The sequence below is a fragment of the Methylocystis heyeri genome, from assembly GCF_004802635.2.
GTDB classification, from domain to species: Bacteria; Pseudomonadota; Alphaproteobacteria; order Rhizobiales; family Beijerinckiaceae; genus Methylocystis; species Methylocystis heyeri.
Genome location: NZ_CP046052.1, coordinates 2,726,750 through 2,745,647 on the forward strand (window position 1 = coordinate 2,726,750; position 18,898 = coordinate 2,745,647).

Annotated in this window: 17 protein-coding genes; 7 read left to right on the top strand and 10 right to left on the bottom strand. The window is 64.5% G+C overall.

Going from position 1 to position 18,898, the window contains the following annotated elements:
* The first annotated feature begins 80 nt into the window (after window positions 1-80).
* Window positions 81-497 carry an RNA polymerase-binding protein DksA gene (gene dksA / locus H2LOC_RS12450; RefSeq protein ID WP_136496679.1) on the top strand — a complete coding sequence of 139 codons (417 nt, stop codon included), beginning with the start codon at window positions 81-83 and terminating at the stop codon, window positions 495-497.
* Window positions 498-702: 205 nt separating this feature from the next.
* Here the strand turns inward: dksA and H2LOC_RS12455 are convergent, their stop codons facing one another.
* On the bottom strand, window positions 703-1,797 hold the full coding sequence (locus H2LOC_RS12455) for a hypothetical protein (RefSeq protein WP_136496680.1): 1,095 nt from the start codon (window positions 1,795-1,797) through the stop codon (window positions 703-705).
* A gap of 229 nt (window positions 1,798-2,026) precedes the next feature.
* On the opposite strand from H2LOC_RS12455, the gene cckA reads away from it, so the two are divergent.
* A complete protein-coding gene (gene cckA, locus H2LOC_RS12460) occupies window positions 2,027-4,555 on the top strand; it encodes a cell cycle histidine kinase CckA (protein WP_136496681.1) in 2,529 nt (842 codons plus the stop codon).
* Window positions 4,556-4,588: 33 nt separating this feature from the next.
* Here cckA and H2LOC_RS12465 read toward each other — a convergent pair whose 3' ends face one another.
* Genes H2LOC_RS12465 through H2LOC_RS12475 form a run of 3 tightly spaced genes read right to left on the bottom strand, consistent with a single transcriptional unit; the run spans window position 4,589 to window position 7,696 of the window.
* The gene (locus H2LOC_RS12465) at window positions 4,589-6,118 is read right to left on the bottom strand and encodes a TldD/PmbA family protein (protein WP_136496682.1); all 1,530 of its coding nucleotides are present in this window, start codon (window positions 6,116-6,118) and stop codon (window positions 4,589-4,591) included.
* Window positions 6,119-6,178: 60 nt separating this feature from the next.
* Window positions 6,179-7,357, bottom strand: coding sequence for a lytic murein transglycosylase (locus tag H2LOC_RS12470; protein WP_136496683.1), 1,179 nt, complete (start codon window positions 7,355-7,357; stop codon window positions 6,179-6,181).
* Between the two features lie 36 nt (window positions 7,358-7,393).
* Window positions 7,394-7,696 carry a (2Fe-2S) ferredoxin domain-containing protein gene (locus H2LOC_RS12475; RefSeq protein ID WP_136496684.1) on the bottom strand — a complete coding sequence of 101 codons (303 nt, stop codon included), beginning with the start codon at window positions 7,694-7,696 and terminating at the stop codon, window positions 7,394-7,396.
* Window positions 7,697-7,857: 161 nt separating this feature from the next.
* Between H2LOC_RS12475 and H2LOC_RS12480 the strand changes: the two genes are divergently transcribed.
* Both H2LOC_RS12480 and H2LOC_RS12485 read left to right on the top strand, forming a co-directional pair.
* Complete coding sequence (locus H2LOC_RS12480; RefSeq protein WP_246206822.1) at window positions 7,858-8,349, top strand: hypothetical protein; 492 nt, start codon at window positions 7,858-7,860, stop codon at window positions 8,347-8,349.
* Between the two features lie 171 nt (window positions 8,350-8,520).
* Window positions 8,521-9,150, top strand: a complete 630-nt coding sequence (locus tag H2LOC_RS12485) for a MarC family protein (RefSeq protein WP_136496685.1) — start codon at window positions 8,521-8,523, stop codon at window positions 9,148-9,150.
* 91 nt (window positions 9,151-9,241) lie between these two features.
* Here the strand turns inward: H2LOC_RS12485 and H2LOC_RS12490 are convergent, their stop codons facing one another.
* The 3 genes from H2LOC_RS12490 to petA are packed head-to-tail and all read right to left on the bottom strand — an operon-like array spanning window position 9,242 to window position 11,978.
* Entirely contained in the window at window positions 9,242-10,093 is an 852-nt protein-coding gene (locus H2LOC_RS12490; protein WP_136497103.1) for a cytochrome c1, read from the bottom strand.
* A gap of 55 nt (window positions 10,094-10,148) precedes the next feature.
* The gene (locus H2LOC_RS12495) at window positions 10,149-11,402 is read right to left on the bottom strand and encodes a cytochrome b (RefSeq protein WP_136496686.1); all 1,254 of its coding nucleotides are present in this window, start codon (window positions 11,400-11,402) and stop codon (window positions 10,149-10,151) included.
* A gap of 57 nt (window positions 11,403-11,459) precedes the next feature.
* Window positions 11,460-11,978: a ubiquinol-cytochrome c reductase iron-sulfur subunit gene (gene petA, locus H2LOC_RS12500; protein WP_136496687.1), complete on the bottom strand. Its 519-nt coding sequence runs from the start codon at window positions 11,976-11,978 to the stop codon at window positions 11,460-11,462.
* Between the two features lie 363 nt (window positions 11,979-12,341).
* Here petA and H2LOC_RS12505 point away from each other — a divergent pair, with 363 nt between their 5' ends.
* Together H2LOC_RS12505 and hemF are read left to right on the top strand one after the other, a co-directional pair.
* The gene (locus H2LOC_RS12505; RefSeq protein WP_154331750.1) at window positions 12,342-12,803 is read left to right on the top strand and encodes a tRNA (cytidine(34)-2'-O)-methyltransferase; all 462 of its coding nucleotides are present in this window, start codon (window positions 12,342-12,344) and stop codon (window positions 12,801-12,803) included.
* Between the two features lie 56 nt (window positions 12,804-12,859).
* Complete coding sequence (hemF, locus tag H2LOC_RS12510) at window positions 12,860-13,759, top strand: oxygen-dependent coproporphyrinogen oxidase (protein WP_136496688.1); 900 nt, start codon at window positions 12,860-12,862, stop codon at window positions 13,757-13,759.
* Between the two features lie 28 nt (window positions 13,760-13,787).
* On the opposite strand, the gene H2LOC_RS12515 is transcribed toward hemF, so the two are convergent.
* From H2LOC_RS12515 to H2LOC_RS12525, 3 genes are all read right to left on the bottom strand, one after another.
* Window positions 13,788-14,162, bottom strand: a complete 375-nt coding sequence (locus tag H2LOC_RS12515) for a GtrA family protein (protein ID WP_136496689.1) — start codon at window positions 14,160-14,162, stop codon at window positions 13,788-13,790.
* Window positions 14,163-14,547: 385 nt separating this feature from the next.
* Entirely contained in the window at window positions 14,548-14,736 is a 189-nt protein-coding gene (locus tag H2LOC_RS12520) for a hypothetical protein (RefSeq protein ID WP_136496690.1), read from the bottom strand.
* Between the two features lie 77 nt (window positions 14,737-14,813).
* Window positions 14,814-15,116 (bottom strand): c-type cytochrome, encoded by a 303-nt coding sequence (locus H2LOC_RS12525; protein WP_246206823.1) that lies wholly within the window; start codon window positions 15,114-15,116, stop codon window positions 14,814-14,816.
* Between the two features lie 350 nt (window positions 15,117-15,466).
* Here H2LOC_RS12525 and carB point away from each other — a divergent pair, with 350 nt between their 5' ends.
* Window positions 15,467-18,790 (top strand): carbamoyl-phosphate synthase large subunit, encoded by a 3,324-nt coding sequence (carB, locus tag H2LOC_RS12530; protein WP_154331657.1) that lies wholly within the window; start codon window positions 15,467-15,469, stop codon window positions 18,788-18,790.
* The last annotated feature ends 108 nt before the right edge of the window (window positions 18,791-18,898 follow it).

Below are 18,898 nucleotides of genomic sequence, written 5' to 3' on the forward strand. Positions count from 1 at the left end.
CGCTGTCTCAAGGGAATTGTAAGGTCTACGCGCGGCGGGTATATAGGCGGCGCCTATGGCCCAACAGGGGATGCGCGGCAATGGCGGTCGAACTGGATAGTAGTTACAAGCCTACTGAAGACGAGCCCTTTATGAACGAGCGGCAACGCGAGTATTTCAAGCGCAAGCTGCTGGCCTGGAAGGAAGAAATTTTGCAGGAAAGCCGGGAGACTCTGGCCGCTCTGCAAAGCGATAACGAAAACCACCCCGATCTCGCGGATCGCGCCTCTTCGGAGACGGATCGCTCCATTGAACTGCGTTCGCGCGACCGCCAGCGCAAGCTGATCTCCAAGATCGAGGCGGCTCTGACCCGAATCGAGGAGGGGGTGTACGGCTATTGCGAGGAAACCGGGGAGCCTATTTCGCTGAAGCGCCTCGACGCCCGACCCATAGCCACGCTGTCGATAGAAGCGCAGGAGCGGCATGAGCGCAGGGAAAAAGTGTACCGGGACGATTGATGCGTTTTTCGGCCGGACGGCGCCGTCCGGCCGATAGAATCGCTTCAGCTCATAGGGTTGGACGGTGCGGCGATCCTTACAGCGAATCGCGAATTGAACTCGCGTAACCGCATAGATCCGATCGCGGGTCCCGGGCGCATGAGCGCCTGGAGAACCCGTTCAAAAAAGCCGCCGCGTTCCTGAAACGCGGCGGCTTTTTTCTTTGTCAGGCCTCCGGCCTGCCGAGCAAACGGGCCATTTCGGCTTCCAGCGACTCGAGCGCGTCGGCAGGCTCCGACGACGGCGCAACGGCGTCTTTGGGTTTCTCCGCCGGCGAAGGCTCCCTCGGCGGCGCGGGTTCGCGCCGCGCTTCCTCGGGCCTGGGCTCGCGGGCCGGCTCGGCTCCATGCTTGGTCTGGGCCTCGACCGGCGGAGCGGCCGGCTCCTGGGGCGCGGCGGGCGGCGGAGCCAGATCCTTCTTGAGCTGCGGCGGAGCCACGCGCTGCGCGCGGGACAGGAACGGCGGCGCAGGAGGCCGCGGCGCCGTCGGGCGCGGCGTGAAGACGGGCCCGCCCATCCGGGGAGCGGCCCCTACCGCAGGCGCGGACGGGGGAGCGGCCGGAGAAGGCTCGGCGGGGGGCGCAGGAGGCTGCTGCCGGCCGGAAGGCGGCGGCGCAGGCGGAGAGAACATATCCGCGGGCATCGGCGGCGCTTTCGGCGGCTCCGGCGCACGCGCCGGTTCCAGATGGCGCGCCGGCTCCGGCGCACGCGGCGGCTCGGGAGCGCGCACTGGTTCCGGGGCGCGCCCAGGCTCCGGAGCGCGAACCGCGGCTTCCTTCGGACGCGGCGGCTCGGGAGCGCGGCGTCTCAGGCTTTCGAGAGAGAAGGGAGCGGCCGCCGCCGGGGCGGACTCGCGAACCGGAGGCGGAACCATCGCGGCGGCTTCCGCCGGTACAGGCGCCGGCGCGGGGGCCGGAGGCCAGCCCGGCGCAGCGACCGCCGGTCTCGGCTCTCTCGGTTCGGCGCGGGAAGAGGCCTCCCCGCGATTGATCGCGCCCTCTACGAGCAGATCGTTGGGACCGCCGATCAGCAGCAGATGTTCGATATTGTCGCGCCGAACGATGATGAGCTGGCGCTCGCGGTCGAGATCGAAGGCGTCGACGATATCGAGCCTGCGCGGCCGATTGCGGGCCCCGGGAGCCCTTATGCGGCGTCCGAACAGCAGCCGGATGATGTACAGAATCAACAGCGTGGCCACCAAAAAGGCGGCGACCGCCAGCATGATCGGGAGCAGCTGCGACTGCGTGACGCTTTGTAACATGAAACTCTAATCTCTCGTTCGAACGGCAAGCGGATATTGACAAATTACCAGCATTCTTAGCAAGCGCCTCCAAAAAGGTTAATCAATGGTTAACGGTTCTTTCACGCCCCCGGCCCCGCCCCGGAATCGTCGCCGCGACATTGCTTTGCGCGTCGCATGACGTCATTGTTCAAATTGATTCTATCTGCGGCCGAGAGCCGCGCCGCGAGCCCCCCGCGAGACGCTCAGCATGACTGACAAGCCCGCGCCGTCAGCATACGACCGAACAGAAAGCCCTGGCAATGTGGGCCTCGTGCTCGCCCTGGCCATCGCTCTGGTCGGGGTCATGGCGGTGTTTTTTTTCGCCCCCGCGATCGCGCCGCGTTTCACCATATTGGCGCTCGCGGTCTGCGCCGTGGTCGGGGTGTTTTCTCTCTTCGCCTATGCGGTCGGCCTGCTCCAGTTCTCCGGGAGGGCGGCGCGCAACGACGTCACCAAATCGCTCGCCGACACTTCGACCGAAGGGCTGCTGGTGACTGTCGGCGACGTCCAGACGATCTACGCCAACGAAGCCTATCTCGCACTGTGCGGCGCCCGGGACCATTCCGGAATCCTGACCGTCGAACGGCTTTTTTCCGGACCGCCGGAAGTCTCGGACGCGATCTATCGGCTGGTTCAAGCGTCGAAGGCCGGCCACAGACAGGTGGAAGATCTGCGGCTTGCGCCGCCGCTCACCGGGCGCGGCGCCGCGGCCTGGTACCGAATCAAGGTTCGCCCGCTGCCGCATCTCGGTCCGAGGACGATGCTCTGGACCGTCGCGGACGTCACGGCCGAGCGGCAGCGCCAGGAAAATATTTTTCTCGAGCTCCAGCACGCCATCGACTTCCTGGACCACGCTCCCGCCGGTTTCTTTTCGTCGGCGCCGGGGGGCGACATCCCCTATATGAACAAGACCCTCGCCGGCTGGCTCGGCTACGACCTCACCCAGGTCGGATCCGGAGGGCTCACGCTGTTCGACATCGTAGCCAACAACGGCGCCGCCCTGCTCGCCATGGGAACGGGCGGACCGGGAGAAGTCCGCACCCAGCAGATCGACCTCGATTTCAAATGCCGCAACGGCCGCTCGCTGCCCGTGCGCCTGCAACACCGCGTCGCATTCGGCCAGGACGGAGCTCCGGGCGCCTCGCGCACTCTCGTGCTCAACCGTGCCACGGGCGAGCAGCCGCAGGACGATCTGCGCGCCGCGGAAGTGAAATTCGCGCGGTTCTTCAACTCCACCCCGATGGCGATCGCCATCCTGGACGAACACGGACGGGTGCAGCGCTCCAACGGCGCCTTCGCCCGCCTGCTGCCGCAGGCGCTGCAGAAAACCGGCGCCGGCGCGGAAGACGGAACCGCCGCCTGGCCCCTTTTCACGGGGATGAGCGAAAGAGACCGCGCTTCCCTCAAGGAGGCGATAGAAGCCGCCCTCGACAGCCGGAGCGATCTCAAGCCGGTCGACGTCGTCTTCGAGGAAGGCTCGGGCGCGAATGTCCGTTCCGCACGTTTCTTCGTGTCGCCGGATGAAGACGCGGGCAGGAAAGCCGCGATGATCTACGCGCTGGACACCACCGAGCAGCGCAAACTGCAGGAGGAATTCGCCCAGTCGCAGAAGATGCAGGCGGTCGGACAGCTCGCCGGCGGCGTCGCGCACGACTTCAACAACATGCTGACGGCGATCATCGGCTATTCCGACCTGCTGCTCGCGAGCCATCGCCCGACCGATCCTTCCTTCCAGGACATCATGCAGATCAAGCAGACTGCGAATCGGGCGGCGGGCCTGACGCGGCAACTGCTGGCTTTCTCGCGGCGCCAGACCCTGCGCCCGCAGGTGTTGCAGCTCGGCGACGCTCTGTCGGAGCTGCAAATTCTGCTGCGCAGGCTGGTCGGCGAGAAAGTGGAGCTGGACCTGCGCCACGGCCGGGATCTGTGGCTGGTCAAGGCCGATATCAACCAGTTCGAGCAGGTCATCATCAATCTGGTGGTCAATGCGCGCGACGCCATGCCCGAGAGCGGCGGCAAGGTGCAGCTGCGCACCCGCAACGTCCCGGCGGCCGAATGCGCCGACTTCAAAGAGGCGGTGCTGACGCCGGCCGATTACGTCCTGATCGAGGTGGAGGACAACGGCAGCGGCATTCCGCCCGAGGCCAAGGAGAAGATCTTCGAGCCCTTCTTCACCACCAAGGAAGTCGGCAAGGGCACCGGCCTCGGCCTTTCCATGGTTTATGGAATCCTCAAGCAATCGGGCGGCTTCGTCTTCGTCGACAGCGAGCTCGGCAAGGGGACGACCTTCCGGATCTTTCTCCCCCGCCACCTTCCGGAAGAGGGCGAGGTCGCCGTCAAGGCCGAAGCCGCAAAGCCGGCGGCGGACTACACCGGCCAGGGAACCATCCTTCTCGTCGAGGACGAGGACGCCGTGCGCGCCTTCGGCGCCCGCGCGCTGACCTCGCGCGGCTACACCGTCCTCGAAGCCGCTTCCGGACTGGAGGCGCTCGAAGTCGTGGAAAAGGAACAGGGCAAGATCGACCTCATCGTCTCCGACGTCGTGATGCCGGAAATGGACGGTCCCACCATGTTCGCGGAACTGCGCAAACGCGGCGTGAAGGCGAAAGTGATCTTCGTCTCAGGCTACGCCGAGGAAGCCTTCGCCAAGAACCTTCCCGCCGGCGATTTCGGCTTCCTGCCCAAGCCCTTCACGCTGAAGCAATTGATCGAAACGGTCAAAACCCATCTGGCCTGACGCCTGCGCGCGGGGGGCGAAAGAAAAGGGATATCAGGCCGCCCCCGCGTCCGTATTGAGCGTCTGAACCTTGCGGAAACGCGCCGCCGGAGCGCCGTGGGAGACCGGCGCGAGCTGCATCGGCTCGGCCTTGCCGCAGAAGAAAGTGCCGTTGAGCTGATAGGTCGAGGCGTCGCCGAGACCGTCCAGAGCGTTCCAGAACTGCAGCGTCCTGCCCTGATAGGCGGCGCCCTGAACCATCTCTCCCAGCGCGCCGTTCTTGATTTCGTAGAAAAGCTGGCCGCCGAACTGAAAATTGTCGCGCTGCTGGTCGATGCTCCAGCTGCCGGCGCCGACGACATAGATCCCGTCCTCGACATCGGCGAAGAGATCCTCGCGCGTGCAGGTCTCGGGGTTGGGAGCAAGAGATATGTTGGGCATGCGCTGGATCGGGAAGGAACAAGGCAGATCGGCGTAGGCGCAGCCGTTGGAGCTCTCGAGGCCGACGAGATGGGCTTGCCCCAGCGCCATCTGGAAGTTCTTGAGCAGGCCCTTCTCCACAATGGGAAAATCCGCGGCCGCCGCCGGCGCGCCGTCGTCGTCGAAGGCGACGGTCGAAAGCCCGCCTTCCTGGGTGCGGTCGGCGACGATGGTCATCAGCTCGGAACCGAAGCGCAGTCCCCCCAGCATATGGGGCTTGACGAAACTGGTGCCGGCGAAATTGGCCTCCCAGCCCAGGACGCGGTCGAGTTCCGTTGAATGGCCCACGGTTTCATGGATGGTGAGGAAGAGATTGCTGGGATCGAGCACGATATCGCAGACCCGCGCCTGCGCCGGCTTCGCGCCGAGCTTGCGCCGCGCGTCGGCCGATCCCCGCCTCGCCTCCTCGGCCAGGCCGCAAGCCTCCACATATTCCCATCCCGCGCCTCGGGCGGGGACGAGACTGTCACGAGTCGCAAAGCGCCCGGCGCTCTTGTCGACGGCGGTGACCTGGAACCAGGGATGAACCCGGGTCCGCGTCTGCAATATGCGGCTGCCGTTGGAGCTGGCGAAAAGCCGCTCCTCTCTCGCCCCGGCGTAGGCCGAGAAACAGAAATCAGCTCCGGCGTCACGCGCAGCGGCGTTTACGGCAAACAGGAAATCCGCCTTCGTCCCGGTCTCGACCGCAAAAGGGTCCAGGCCGAGCGGCATCGCCCATTCGGCCTCGATCCCCGGCAGAGCTTCGATCACGATAGGCCGCGGCTGGATCGGCGCGACCGCTCCTGCGTTGGCCAGCGCGGTTTCGACGCCGTCGATCACGGCCTCGCGGGAGAGGCCCGTCGAGCCGAAGAACCCCCAGCAGCCCGCCTTCAGGACGCGGACCCCGAAGCCCCTCAGGGCGCTCTCGGTCAGGTTCTCGAGCCGATCGTCTCGCGCAGACAAGCGCTCCCAGCGGGTTTCGCCAAGCCGGATGTCGGCGTAATCCGCCCCCGCCCGGCGCGCGGCGCCGAGCGCTGCGTCGGCAAGGTCGTGGAGAAACCGCCGATCGAGGGAAAACGACCGGGCGCCGCGGTCGTCAAATTTGTTTCGCGAAGCCGCATCCATCGTCCATCCCCCTGCCGATTGCGCCGGAGCGTCTCTGCGCTTTCGGAGCGGAAGAGACTCTCAACGCCCGCGCAATGCGTTCAGCACCTTCAGTCCGGCCCGTCCGTCGCGTTTCAAGCCCGACCGCCCCTCGAAATCGGCGATAGCCTCTTTCGTCTTGGTTCCGATCACCCCGTCCGGCTCGCCGACCTCATAGCCGCGCTGGTTCAGAAGGGCCTGCAACTCCCGGCGCTCGGCGCGCGACAAACCGGGATCGTCGGTGGGCCAGGGCGTTTGGATTCCAGGCCGTCCGCGCAGCCTGTCGGAGAGGATGCAGATGGCGAGAGCGTAGGATTCAGCCGCATTATACGCATAGATGGCGTCGAAGTTGTGGGTCACAAGGAAAGCCGGCCCATCCCGACCGGCGGGCAGCAGCAGCGCCGCCCTGCCCTCGCCCAGCGAACCGCCGTCGATCCGTCTCACGCCCCGCGCGCCCCAGCTCGACATCGGCTGCCGGTTGGTGCGGCCCGAAGGACCCGAATAGCCATCGGGCAGGCGCACTTCGAAGCCCCAGGGCTGGCCATGGCTCCATCCGCTCTTGTGCAGATAATTGGCCGTGCTGCCGAGCGCGTCGGCGGCTGAGCTCGCAATATTCCTGCGGCCGTCTCCGTCGAGGTCGACCGCGGTGGAAAGGAAGGTCGAGGGCATGAACTGGGTATGGCCGAAGGCGCCGGCCCAGGAGCCGACGAATTCTTCCGAAGCGATGTCGCCGTGGTCCAGGATTTTCAGCGCCGCCATCAGCTCTTTTTCGAAATACTGGCTCCGGCGCGGCGCTTCGCAGGCCAGAGTCGCGAGCGATTGAATCACGGGACGCTTGCCGAAGCTCTTGCCGAAGTCCGATTCGACGCCCCAAACCGCGACGATGGCGGCGGGATCGACCCCGTAGCGGGCCTCCGCGGCCTGCAGCGAGCGGGCGTGCTGATGCATCAGCCCCCTGCCCTCCTCGACCCGCTCTTCGTCCACCAGACCCGAGATATAGTCCCAGACCGGCGTCGTGAATTCGGGCTGCTTGTCCATGAAGCTCACAGCGTCGTTCGGCTCCAGCGAGCCGAGCGCGCGGGCGATGGTCTCCTGCGACACGCCGGCCCCGGCCGCGGCATGGCGCAGGCCCGAGAGGCAGGAGCCCCAATCGGCTCTCGCGGGCGTGGAGAGGAGAAGGCTGAGCGCGGCGCAGGCCGCAAGCAGATGATTCGTCTTCATGGGGCGGATGCTAGCCTGTTATGGTTAATGCGGCGCTCAGCTCTCATCGGAGAGCATTTGGGCGGAAAGACGCAGCAACGCCCCGGCCTCGGGATTGGACAGGACCTCGCCCGAGGGCTCGAGGCGCACGATCGGCTCGCGGGTGCAATGGCGCAGGCAGTCGCGGGAATCGCAACTCAAGCGCCCTGCGCGGGCGGCGTCGGGGAAGTCCTTCGCCAAAGCGGCTCTCACTTCTTCGAACAGCGCCCGGCCTTTTCCTTCGGCGTCGCAGCGCGGCCCCACGCAAATGAGGATCTTGCAATAATCCTGGGTCGGGAGAGCGCTGGGATCGAGGGTCAAGGAAGGAGCCGCCTGCAGTTTATTTTGGGTCCGGGAGCTAGCAGCCGCGAATGGTTTTATTATGATGCGCCCGCCACAGCGCCGGTTCCGATGCGGCGTTGCGCAATGAAACCTACACCGCGCAAAGTCCGCCCGCGCAGATCGTGTCACAAGGAAAAGACATGCCAAGTTTGAAAATCAAGATGCTCGCGCTGGCTGCGCTGCTCGCGGCCTCCCCTGTCGGCGCCCAACGCGCGGCGGCTTTCTGCCTGTTCGGCGGCTGCGACGTCACCGAGGCCCAGGCCAAGGCCGTGTTCGACAATCTGCTGAAGAAGCGTTTCGACAAGCCCGGCAAGGTCGAGGAGTTCAGAACGAGAATGACCGAGCGGCTCGAGATGCACGCGACCGGCGAAAAGGGATTTGAATATTTCTTCAACGCCACTGTGGTCTTTCCCGAGGGCGCCAATCTCGAGTGCAAGCCCGACGACGCCAATAAATATCCCGAAGGCTGCTCCGCCAGCAAGAATTACGTGACCGCGCCGCGCGACGTCGATCCCAAGGGCAAGCAATATGTCGCGCCGGGCCAAAAGGTCGTGTTCGACGAGGAATTCCGGTTCTACGAAGCCGGAAAATCCTGGAAGGGGCCCGACGGCGTCGTCTACGACCCGCAGTAAGAGCCCCAGGATTTTTGCGGCGCCCGCTCGCGCGATGAGAAATCGCGCTTGGCTTCAGGTTTGGAGCGCATTCTCATCGCAAAAGCATATCAACTTTTGCGGAGCGCTCTAAATTGCACACAGGCGATCTCCCGCTCGCGGCGCTGAGCGCTGCGAGCCCATCGAGGACCTGTGAACGCTCTCGACTTTGCCGCCTCCGCTTTCATCACTCTGGTCGTGGTGGTCGAGCCCTTCGGCCTCGCGCCGATCTTTCTGGCGGCGACCAGAACCATGACGGCGCCGGACCGTCAGCGGACCGCCCTGCGCGCTTCGGCCTATGCATTCTCGATCCTGGCCGGCGCAGCCCTGGTCGGGGACCCGCTTCTCTCCGCTCTCGGCATATCGATGGCGGCGTTCCGCATCGCCGGCGGACTGCTGCTTTTCTCCATCGCCTCCGAGATGGTGTTCGGGCTCCGCATCGCCCATGAGGTGAGAGACGCCGCCCAGGCGCTTCAGGAAAATGTCGACGACCCGGCCGCTTTTCCACTGGCCATCCCGCTCATCGCCGGCCCCGGAGCCATCGCCGCAGCCATTCTGCTCGGCGGGCGCGCCCATGGCGCGCCGCTGCTGCTGGGCCTCTTGATCGGCGCGATAGCGGCTGCGGTTCTGCTGTGCTGGGCCGCCTGCCTGCTGGCGGGGAGGATCGAAGCGGCGCTCGGAGAATCGGGCGCGCTGGTGCTGGCGAAGCTTTTGGGGGTGCTGCTGGCCGCCCTCGCCGTGCAATTCGTCATCGACGGCGCGCGCGCGGTTTTTTTGAAGTGAGAAAGAGTTGGCCGAGCCCCGGCGGAGCGGGTGCCAATCAAATGCGCGGCCGGACCCTCACTCTCGCAGAGGGCCCGCCATTGTCCAAATATCAGTGCTCGACCTGCGACCAGATCCGGCGCTTCACGAAATAGAGCATCGCGGCGAAGACGATCAGGAACGACAGCACCCCGAGCCCGACGCTCTTGCGCTTGTCGAGATGAGGTTCGGCCGACCACATCAGGAAGGCCGCGACGTCCTGGGCATATTGCTCGACGGTCTGCGGAGCCTTGTCGTCATAGGTGACGGAGCCGTCGACCAGCGGAGGGATCATGCCGATGCGGCGCCCGGACATGTAGATATTGTAATATTGTCCGTCGGGGAGCTTAACGTCGGCCGGCGCATCGCGATAACCTTGCAGCAGCGAAGCGATGTAATCGACGCCGCCCTCCTGGTAGGTGAAACCCGGAAGGGGGTCGAGCAGGAAGCCCGGAAAGCCGCTCGAATGGCCGCGCGCTTTCGCCAGCACCGACATGTCCGGCGGATAGGCGCCGCCGAGGGCGGCGCGCGCCGCCTGCTCATTGGCGAAAGGCGGCGGGAAACGATCGCTGGCGCGGCCGGGGCGCTCGAAATAATCGCCGTTGGCGTTGGGGCCGTCCTTGATCTTGTAGCCGGCGGCGATCGCCGCGACTTCTTCTTGCGAAAAAACGGGACCCCCTGGTTCGCCGAGATTGCGGAAGGCGAGATATTTGATCGAGTGGCAGCTCGAGCAGACTTCCTTGTAGACCTTGAAGCCGCGGCGCAGCTGGGCCTGATCGTAGCGTCCGAAGGCTCCGGCGAAGCTCCAGTTGAAATGGCGAGGCTTTTCCTCGTGCCGGGCTTCGTTTTCGTTTGCGCCGGCGGAGCCCGGCGCCGCGAAAGCGAGAGCCGCCAGCATGGCCGCCCCAAAACCAAAGCTTCTCATCGGCAGGTTCCGCTTTTCGATCTTGCGTGGGCTTTGCGGTGAAATGCGGTTCGGCTCAGACATGGGCGGCGTCCTCCACCGCTGCCTTGGCCGCCGCGACGGAAGCCGAGATGGAGTCGGGCTCGGGCCTGGTTTTCTCGTGCTTCCCCAGCCAGGGCAGCAACGCCAGGAAGTGGAAGAAATAATAGGCCGAGAGGATTCGCGCCGACCAGAGATAGACGCCTTCGGCCGGCTGCGCGCCGAGATATCCGAGGCCGAGGCAGACGGCGACGAACACCCAATACACTTTGCGGAAGGTCGGGCGGTAGCGGGCCGACCTCACCTTGGAGGTGTCGAGCCAGGGCAAGGCCGCCGGGATCAGCACCGCGGCGAACAGCGCGATCACGCCCAGCAGCTTGTTGGGGATGGCGCGCAGCACCGCATAGAAGGGCAGGAAATACCACTCCGGAACAATATGGGCCGGCGTCACCAGCGGATTGGCCTCGATGTAATTGTCGGGATGGCCGGTGTAGTTGGGGACGAAGAAGGTCAGCCATGCGTAGACGACGAGAAAAGCGCCGATGCCGAAAGCGTCCTTGAAGGTCGCATAAGGCGTGAAGGGAACGGTGTCTTTTTCGATGTCCTTGACCTCGACGCCCGTTGGATTGTTCTGCCCGGTCACATGCAGCGCCCAGACGTGAATCGCGACCACCGCGACCAGAATGAAGGGCAGCAGGTAATGGAGCGCGAAGAAACGGTTGAGCGTGGCGTTGTCCACCGAATAACCGCCGAGGAGCCAGGCGGTGATGGAATTGCCGACCACCGGGATCGCGGAGAAGAGATTGGTGATGACCGTGGCCGCCCAGAAAGACATCTGGCCCCAGGGCAAGACATAGCCGAGGAAGCCCGTCGCCATCATCACCAGGAAGATCACGACGCCGGCGATCCACAGCACTTCCCGCGGTTCCTTGTAGGAGCCGTAATACATGCCGCGGAATATGTGGATGTAGACCGCGAGGAAGAACATCGAGGCGCCGTTGGCGTGCGCATAGCGCAGGAACATGCCCCAGTTCACATCGCGCATGATGTGCTCGATGGAGGCGAAGGCCAATGTCGTTTCCGGCGTGTAGTGCATCGCCAGCACCACGCCGGTGAGGATCTGCGCCACCAGCATGAACGACAGGATCGCCCCGAAGGTCCAAAGATAGTTCAGATTTTTCGGCGTCGGATAGGCGACGAAAGAATCATAAACGAAGCTGAGGAGGGGCAGCCGGCGCTCGAGCCAGCGCGCGAATGGGCTCTTGGGGGTGAACTTTGAAGGTCCGCTCATCAAACTCGTCTCGGGCGCAGGTGGGGGTTGCAGGCGGGCGAGGACCGGGTGGGACGGCTAGCCGATCTTGATCTTCGTGTCGTTGACGAAGACGTAGTTCGGCACCTCGAGATTGGTGGGAGCGGGGCCGCTGCGGATGCGCCCCGAAGTATCGTAGGTGGAGCCGTGGCAGGGACAGAACCACCCGTCGTACTCGCCCTCATGGCCGAGAGGAATGCAGCCGAGATGGGTGCAGACCCCGATGACGACCAGCCACTCGGGTTTCTTGACGCGCTTGGAGTCCGCCTCCGGATCGGGGAGGCTCGCGAGCGGCGTGTTTTCCGCCTCGGAAATTTCCGCCGGGGTGCGATGCCGGACGAAGACCGGCTTGCCGCGCCATTTGACCGTTATGATCTGCCCCGGAACGATGGCGGTCAGGTCCACTTCGGTCGAGGCCAGCGCCAGGGTCGACGCGTCGGGATTCATCTGGTCCAACAGAGGCCAAGCCGCGCCGGCTGCTGCGACCGTCGCCATAGCGCCCGTAGCGATATAGAGAATGTCGCGGCGGTTCGGCTGGGCAATTGTGTCGTCGCTCACTCGGGACCCTTTCCGGATTCTTGCGATATTTGCGCGCGTTGCGCCATAGTATCGTCCTAGACGCGGCGCCGACAACAGCGCCGAGGCGACCGCCGGATCAATTGCTCTTCCGGCAGCGGCATGGGTTGTGGCGCCAAAATTCCACCTTGTCCACAAGGCGCGCAAGGGAAAATTGGACGCATCCTCCTCCCGCAGGCCCGCCCGCGGCGGCGAAGACGAGGGAGCAGGCTCGCTGCATCGCAGCAAAACCGCCTCGCGGGCGCGATCGAAGCGCTCCGCGGCCGGGTGGGCGGGACCAATCGCCGCAGGGAGGTAAGACAAAAGGTGGCCGAGGAAACATCCGTTCCTGCAGTGCACAGAAAACTGGCGCTCGCTCTCTATCAACCCGACATTCCCCAGAACGCGGGAACCATGCTGCGCCTTTGCGCCTGTCTCGGGATCGACGCCGCGATCATAGGGCCCGCCGGATTTCCGACGGGGGACCGTCACTTCCGCCGGTCTGGCATGGACTATCTCGATCACGTCTCGCTGGCGCGGCATAATTCATTTACGGATTTCGAGGCGTGGCGCGCTGCACAATCGCCGCCTCGCCGCCTCGTCCTCCTGACCACCAGGGCCAGGGCGTCCTATTGGGATTGCCGCTTTCAAGTCGGCGACATTCTCATGGTCGGGCGCGAGTCGGCCGGCGTTCCGCAAGAGGTCGTGGCCCGCGCCGATCTCCAGGTCGCCGTCCCCATGCAGCCCGCCATGCGTTCGCTGAACGTCGCGGTCGCCGCCGCCATGGTCGTCGGCGAGGCGCTCAGGCAGTTGCGCAGCGAGGCTTGACTGCGGCGCCCGGAGCGGCGCTAAACACGCCCGGCAGCTTATGGAGAAAGCGAAAAATGCTCGAGCAACGCAAGGACCTGGCCAGAACCTGGTTCGAATCCTTACAGCAGCGCATCTTCGCCGCCTTCGAGGCCCTGGAGCAGGAAGCCCCGGGGCCGTTTTTCCCTGAAGCGAAAGAGCCGGGGCGGTTTGCGGCTTCGCCCTGGAGCCGGACGGATCACAGCGGCGAGCCCGGCGGCGGTGGACGCATGGGGATACTCAAAGGCCGAGTGTTCGAAAAAGCCGGCGTGCATGTCTCGACCGTGTTCGGACGCTTCGCACCGGAATTCGCCGCACAGATCCCCGGGGCGAGCGAGGACCCACGCTTTTACGCCACCGGCATTTCGCTGATCGCCCATCCCTGGAACCCGAATGTTCCCGCCGTCCATATGAACACCCGCTTCGTCGTGACGACGAAAGCCTGGTTCGGCGGCGGGGCCGATCTCACCCCCGTGCTGGACAGGCGTCGCAATCAGGAAGACCCCGACGCCGTCGCCTTTCACGCCGCCATGCGACGCCCCTGCGAGGCGCATGAGGACATCGCCGATTACGACCGCCTGAAGAAATGGTGCGACGATTATTTCTTCCTCAAGCACCGCAACGAGCCACGCGGAATCGGCGGCGTTTTCTATGATTATCTCAACAGCGCGGGCGACCCGGAGAACTCGGCCTGGGACAAGGATTTCGCCTTCACCCGGGATGTGGGCGAAGCCTTTCTCGACATCTACCCAGCGCTGGTGAGGAAAAATTACGCCACTCCCTGGACCGGGACCGACCGGGAGGAACAGCTCATTCGGCGCGGGCGCTATGTGGAGTTCAATCTGCTCTATGACCGCGGCACGATCTTCGGGCTGCGCACCGGCGGCAATGTGGATTCGATTCTCTCCTCCATGCCGCCGCTGGTGAGATGGCCGTAACTTCGGGTTCAAGCGCCCGCCTGCGCCTTCAGCCGAAGGTCCAGGCCCGGTTGATGCCGAAGGTCACGAACATGACCATGACCGTCGTGACGAGTTGCGCGGGCAGATAGGGCGCACCGAAGCGATCGACGAAGAGGCTCATCAGCAAAAAGGTCAGGCCGAACCCCAGCGAAGCGACCAGCGCGAAGCGCCAGCCCGCTTCCTCATGGGGGCGGTCGCTGTCGAAGGTGTGGCGGCGATTGAGCATATAGGAGGTCACCCCGCCGACGATATAACCCGCGAGGGTCGCCGGCACCGGGGTCAGGACGGCCCCCTCCACCAGAGCGATGAGAACGGAATAATGCGCGAGGGAGGCGGCGACGCCGACAAGCGCATAGGTCGAAAGCTGACGGGGAAGGGTCATGAGGGATCGCGCTCTCGGCTCGTTTTTCTCTCGCGATTTCGCATCGCTAAGGGTTTAAATTCAACTCCCAGCTTGTGGGCTTCCGCGCGCGGGGAGAGGGAATTGGCGACCCCTTCCCGCGTGCGGGCTTCTGTGTCTCCCTCAGCCCATGAACATCTGAGCGTTCTCAAACGCCCAAGAGGTCAACTTTTCCTGATCTCTTGGAGGATTTGCTCGGGCCTTTCGACAAGAATCGCTTCGCCGAGGCATTCGATTATCTCTCCGGCACATGCTCCCGAGCCGATGGGTTGGCGATGACGGCGCCGTCGCCCGGCCAATAGAGGTAACTGGACGTCGCCTTCATCAGATCGAAAAGGCCCTGCCAAAATTCCGGATGGAGCGGCGGTCACGAGACCCCGAAGCCGTCCATAGGCTCGCCGTCGATGTCGCACCAGCCGCCGTCCGGATAATCGAGCCTCCAGCAATCTCCAGTCTGATCGCTGCAGTAAGAACCGAAGCTTTTCTGGAACAGAGAGAATGGAAACGGGAACGGCTCTCCGTTATGAAAATTTATCAAGAAGATATTGAAGCTCATTTCGACCCCGCGAGATATGAATAGCGCCGTATATGCGTTCGGAAAGCAATGAATTTGCTGGTCGTCCAAGCCACCCCCTAATGCGGAATGTTCGCGTAATATTGCGCGAGGGCTTCGATTTCCTCGTCGGTGATATGGCGGCTCATATAGCGCATTTCCTTGTGGGGCCGCTTGCCCGAGCGGAAATTCCGCAGCTGCTCGGCGAGATAGCGGTCGTGCTGGCCGGCGAGATTGGGGATCTCGACGTCTTTGGCTATCCCCTCCGCCCCGTGGCAGGCGGCGCATTGGGCGATGACATTCTGGAGCTCGAGACTATCGAGAGCGCTTGCGGCTCCCGGGGTCATCGCAAGGACGATTATCAGCAAGGCTGAGGTCTTCAACTGGCCTACCCCTCGAAACGAGCCGCTCGATCGCATTCGCACAAATTCGCAGGCGCGCGCACGGCGCAGGCCCTGCCGACCCAGCATAACGTCTCCCCGGCCTGTCTAAAACCCAATCATATTGACGCGGCGTCGGGCGCGCCCCTTCACACAAGCGTCAATCTCGTCTAGGTAAAGCGCAACTTTCGAGCCGGGCGCGCCCGCTCGCGCCCGCGCACGGGCATATTGGGACGCGTTCCGGTCCAAAAGGCCCGGCGACGCGGCCTTTTTTTATGCGCGCCGCCTCCGGCGAGGCCGCGAAACGGAAATCCTGCCCGTCCCTTATCGGACGGGCGTCCCAAAGGACGCCAATGCCCAAAAGAACCGACATCTCCACCATCATGATCATCGGAGCTGGGCCCATCGTCATCGGACAGGCCTGCGAATTCGACTATTCCGGCACCCAGGCCTGCAAGGCGCTGCGCGAAGAGGGCTATCGGATCGTCCTCGTGAATTCGAATCCGGCGACGATCATGACCGACCCGGAGATGGCCGACCGCACCTATGTCGAGCCGATCACGCCCGAGATCGTCGCCAAGATCATCGAAAAAGAGCGTTACCGGGCGCCGGGCGGCTTTGCCCTTCTGCCCACCATGGGCGGCCAGACCGCGCTCAACTGCGCGCTCTCGCTCGAAAAAATGGGCGTGCTGAAGCAGTTCGAGGTCGAAATGATCGGCGCCTCGGCCCACGCCATCGACAAGGCCGAGGACCGCGAACTGTTCCGCGAGGCGATGACCAAGATCGGCCTCGATACGCCCCGTTCCCATCATGTGAAGACGCTCACGGCCGCGCTCGCCGCGCTGGAGGACATCGGCCTTCCCGCCATCATCCGGCCCTCGTTTACGCTCGGTGGCACCGGCGGCGGCATCGCCTATAACGAGGCCGAGTTCATCGACATCGTGAAGGGCGGCATCGACGCTTCGCCGACCAATGAAGTGCTTATCGAAGAGAGCGTGCTCGGCTGGAAGGAATATGAGATGGAGGTGGTCCGCGACAAAGCGGACAACTGCATCATCGTCTGCTCGATCGAGAATATCGACCCGATGGGCGTCCACACCGGCGACAGCATCACCGTGGCGCCCGCGCTGACCCTGACCGACAAGGAATATCAGATCATGCGCGACGCCTCGCTGGCGGTGCTGCGCGAGATCGGGGTCGAGACCGGCGGCTCCAACGTCCAGTTCGCGGTCGATCCGGCCACCGGCCGCATGATCGTCATCGAGATGAACCCGCGCGTTTCGCGCTCCTCGGCACTCGCGTCCAAAGCGACCGGCTTCCCGATCGCCAAAGTGGCTGCCAAGCTCGCGGTGGGCTACACGCTCGACGAGATCGCCAACGACATCACCGGCGGGGCGACGCCCGCCTCCTTCGAGCCGACGATCGATTATGTCGTCACCAAGGTTCCGCGCTTCGCCTTTGAAAAATTCCCCGGCGCCGAGCCCATCCTGACCACTGCGATGAAATCCGTGGGCGAAGCCATGGCGATCGGGCGCAATTTCGCCGAGTCGCTGCAAAAGGCGCTGCGCTCGCTGGAGACCGGACTTTCCGGCCTCGACGAAATCGAGATCGAGGGCTGCGGCCAGGGCGACGACATGAACGTCCTGCGGGCCGCCCTCGGCACCCCCACCCCCGACCGCCTTCTCGTCGTCGGCCAGGCCCTGCGGCTCGGCATGAGCCAGGAGGAAATCCACGAAGCCTGCAAGATCGACCCCTGGTTCATCGCGCGGATCGCCGAGATCGTCGCGCTCGAGAACAAGATCCGCGTCTATGGCCTGCCGCAAGACGCCGAAAACCTGCGCTCGCTGAAATTCGCCGGCTTCTCCGACGCCCGCCTCGCCACTCTGGCGAAATGCGACGAAGAAGAAGTGCGCGACGCCCGGCGCCGGCTCGCGGTGCGCCCGGTGTTCAAGCGCATCGACACCTGCGCGGCCGAATTCGCTTCGCCCACGGCCTATATGTATTCGACCTACGAAGCGCCTTTCGCGGGAGCCCCGGCGAGCGAAGCTCAGCCTTCGGAACGCGAGAAAATCGTCATTCTCGGCGGCGGGCCCAACCGCATCGGCCAGGGCATCGAATTCGACTACTGCTGCTGCCACGCCTGTTTCGCTCTGGCCGACGCCGGCTACGAGACGATCATGATCAACTGCAACCCGGAGACGGTCTCGACCGACTACGACACCTCCGACCGGCTTTATTTCGAGCCCCTGACGGCGGAGGACGTCGCCGAGATTCTGGACGTCGAAAGGTCGCGGGGCAAGCTCGTCGGCGTCATCGTCCAATATGGCGGCCAGACCCCGCTGAAGCTCGCCCACGGGCTGGCGCAAGCGGGCGTGCCCATTCTCGGCACGCCGGTCGATTCGATCGACCTCGCCGAGGATCGCGACCGCTTCAAGCGCCTGCTCGACAAGCTCAGGCTGAAGCAGCCCAAGAACGGGATCGCCTATTCGGTCGAGCAGTCCCGCATCGTCGCGGCGGAGCTGGGCCTGCCGCTGGTGGTGCGGCCCTCCTATGTGCTCGGCGGCAGGGCCATGGCGATCATCCGCGACGCCAATGCGCTCGACGACTACCTGCTCGGCGTGCTGCCGAGCCTCGTCCCGGCCGAGGTCAAGGCGCGCTACCCCAACGACAAGACCGGTCAGATCAACACGGTCCTCGGCAAGAACCCGCTCCTCTTCGACCGTTACCTGACCGACGCCATCGAGGTCGACGTCGACTGCCTGTCCGACGGAGAAGAGGCCGTCATTGCGGGGGTGATGGAGCATATCGAGGAGGCGGGCATTCACTCGGGCGATTCGGCCTGCTCGCTGCCGCCGCGCTCGCTGTCTCCCGCCACCATCGAGGCGCTGGAGCAGCAGACCAGGAGCCTCGCGCGAGCGCTCGGCGTCGTGGGCCTCATGAATGTGCAGTTTGCGCTCAAGGACGGGGAAATCTACGTGCTGGAGGTGAATCCCCGCGCCTCGCGCACCGTGCCTTTCGTCGCCAAGGTGGTCGGCGATCCCATCGCGAAAATCGCCGCGCGGGTCATGGCTGGGGAGCCCTTGTCGAAATTCCCCCGTCCGGCCCGCAATTTCGGCCATATCGGCGTCAAGGAGTCGGTTTTTCCCTTCGCGCGCTTCCCGGGCGTCGACACCGTCCTCGGTCCGGAAATGCGCTCGACCGGCGAGGTCATCGGCCTCGATCGTTCTTTCGACGCGGCTTTCGCCAAGAGCCAGCTCGGCTCGGGCGCCCGCGCGCCCAAGGGGGGAACGGTCTTCGTTTCGGTCCGCGACGCCGACAAGGAGCGGGTGGTGGCGCCGATCGAGATCCTCAGGACGCTAGGGTTTCAGGTCCAGGCGACCGGAGGCACGGCGCGCTTCCTGAACGAGCGCGGCATTCCCGCCCAAAAAATCAACAAGGTGTCGGAGGGGCGCCCCCATATCGTCGACGCGATCAAGAACGGCTCGATTCAGCTGGTTTTCAATACCACCGAGGGGGCCCAGGCGCTGGCGGACTCGCGCTCCTTGCGTCAGGCGGCCCTCTTGCATAAGGTTCCCTACTACACGACCCTGGCCGGGGCGATCGCCGCGACTCAGGGAATCAGGGCCTATATGTCGGGAGATCTCGAGGTGCGCGCCCTTCAGGACTATTTCGCCTGATTCGAAGGCGGAAAGCCTGACGGCGCTTTTTGACCGCAGCAGCGGGAAAGCCGGACTTCCCCGCAGAGTCGGGGCCGGCTTTCCGAGGCGGCGCGGTAAAACCGCGTA

Excerpts from the sequence above, each read along its gene's own strand:
- dksA (WP_136496679.1), top strand. The coding sequence starts at position 81 with ATGGCGGTCGAACTGGATAGTAGTTACAAGCCTACTGAAGACGAGCCC.
- H2LOC_RS12455 (WP_136496680.1), bottom strand. The coding sequence starts at position 1,797 with ATGTTACAAAGCGTCACGCAGTCGCAGCTGCTCCCGATCATGCTGGCG.
- cckA (WP_136496681.1), top strand. The coding sequence starts at position 2,027 with ATGACTGACAAGCCCGCGCCGTCAGCATACGACCGAACAGAAAGCCCT.
- H2LOC_RS12465 (WP_136496682.1), bottom strand. The coding sequence starts at position 6,118 with ATGGATGCGGCTTCGCGAAACAAATTTGACGACCGCGGCGCCCGGTCG.
- H2LOC_RS12470 (WP_136496683.1), bottom strand. The coding sequence starts at position 7,357 with ATGAAGACGAATCATCTGCTTGCGGCCTGCGCCGCGCTCAGCCTTCTC.
- H2LOC_RS12480 (WP_246206822.1), top strand. The coding sequence starts at position 7,858 with ATGCCAAGTTTGAAAATCAAGATGCTCGCGCTGGCTGCGCTGCTCGCG.
- H2LOC_RS12490 (WP_136497103.1), bottom strand. The coding sequence starts at position 10,093 with ATGAGAAGCTTTGGTTTTGGGGCGGCCATGCTGGCGGCTCTCGCTTTC.
- H2LOC_RS12495 (WP_136496686.1), bottom strand. The coding sequence starts at position 11,402 with ATGAGCGGACCTTCAAAGTTCACCCCCAAGAGCCCATTCGCGCGCTGG.
- hemF (WP_136496688.1), top strand. The coding sequence starts at position 12,860 with ATGCTCGAGCAACGCAAGGACCTGGCCAGAACCTGGTTCGAATCCTTA.
- H2LOC_RS12515 (WP_136496689.1), bottom strand. The coding sequence starts at position 14,162 with ATGACCCTTCCCCGTCAGCTTTCGACCTATGCGCTTGTCGGCGTCGCC.
- H2LOC_RS12520 (WP_136496690.1), bottom strand. The coding sequence starts at position 14,736 with ATGAGCTTCAATATCTTCTTGATAAATTTTCATAACGGAGAGCCGTTC.
- carB (WP_154331657.1), top strand. The coding sequence starts at position 15,467 with ATGCCCAAAAGAACCGACATCTCCACCATCATGATCATCGGAGCTGGG.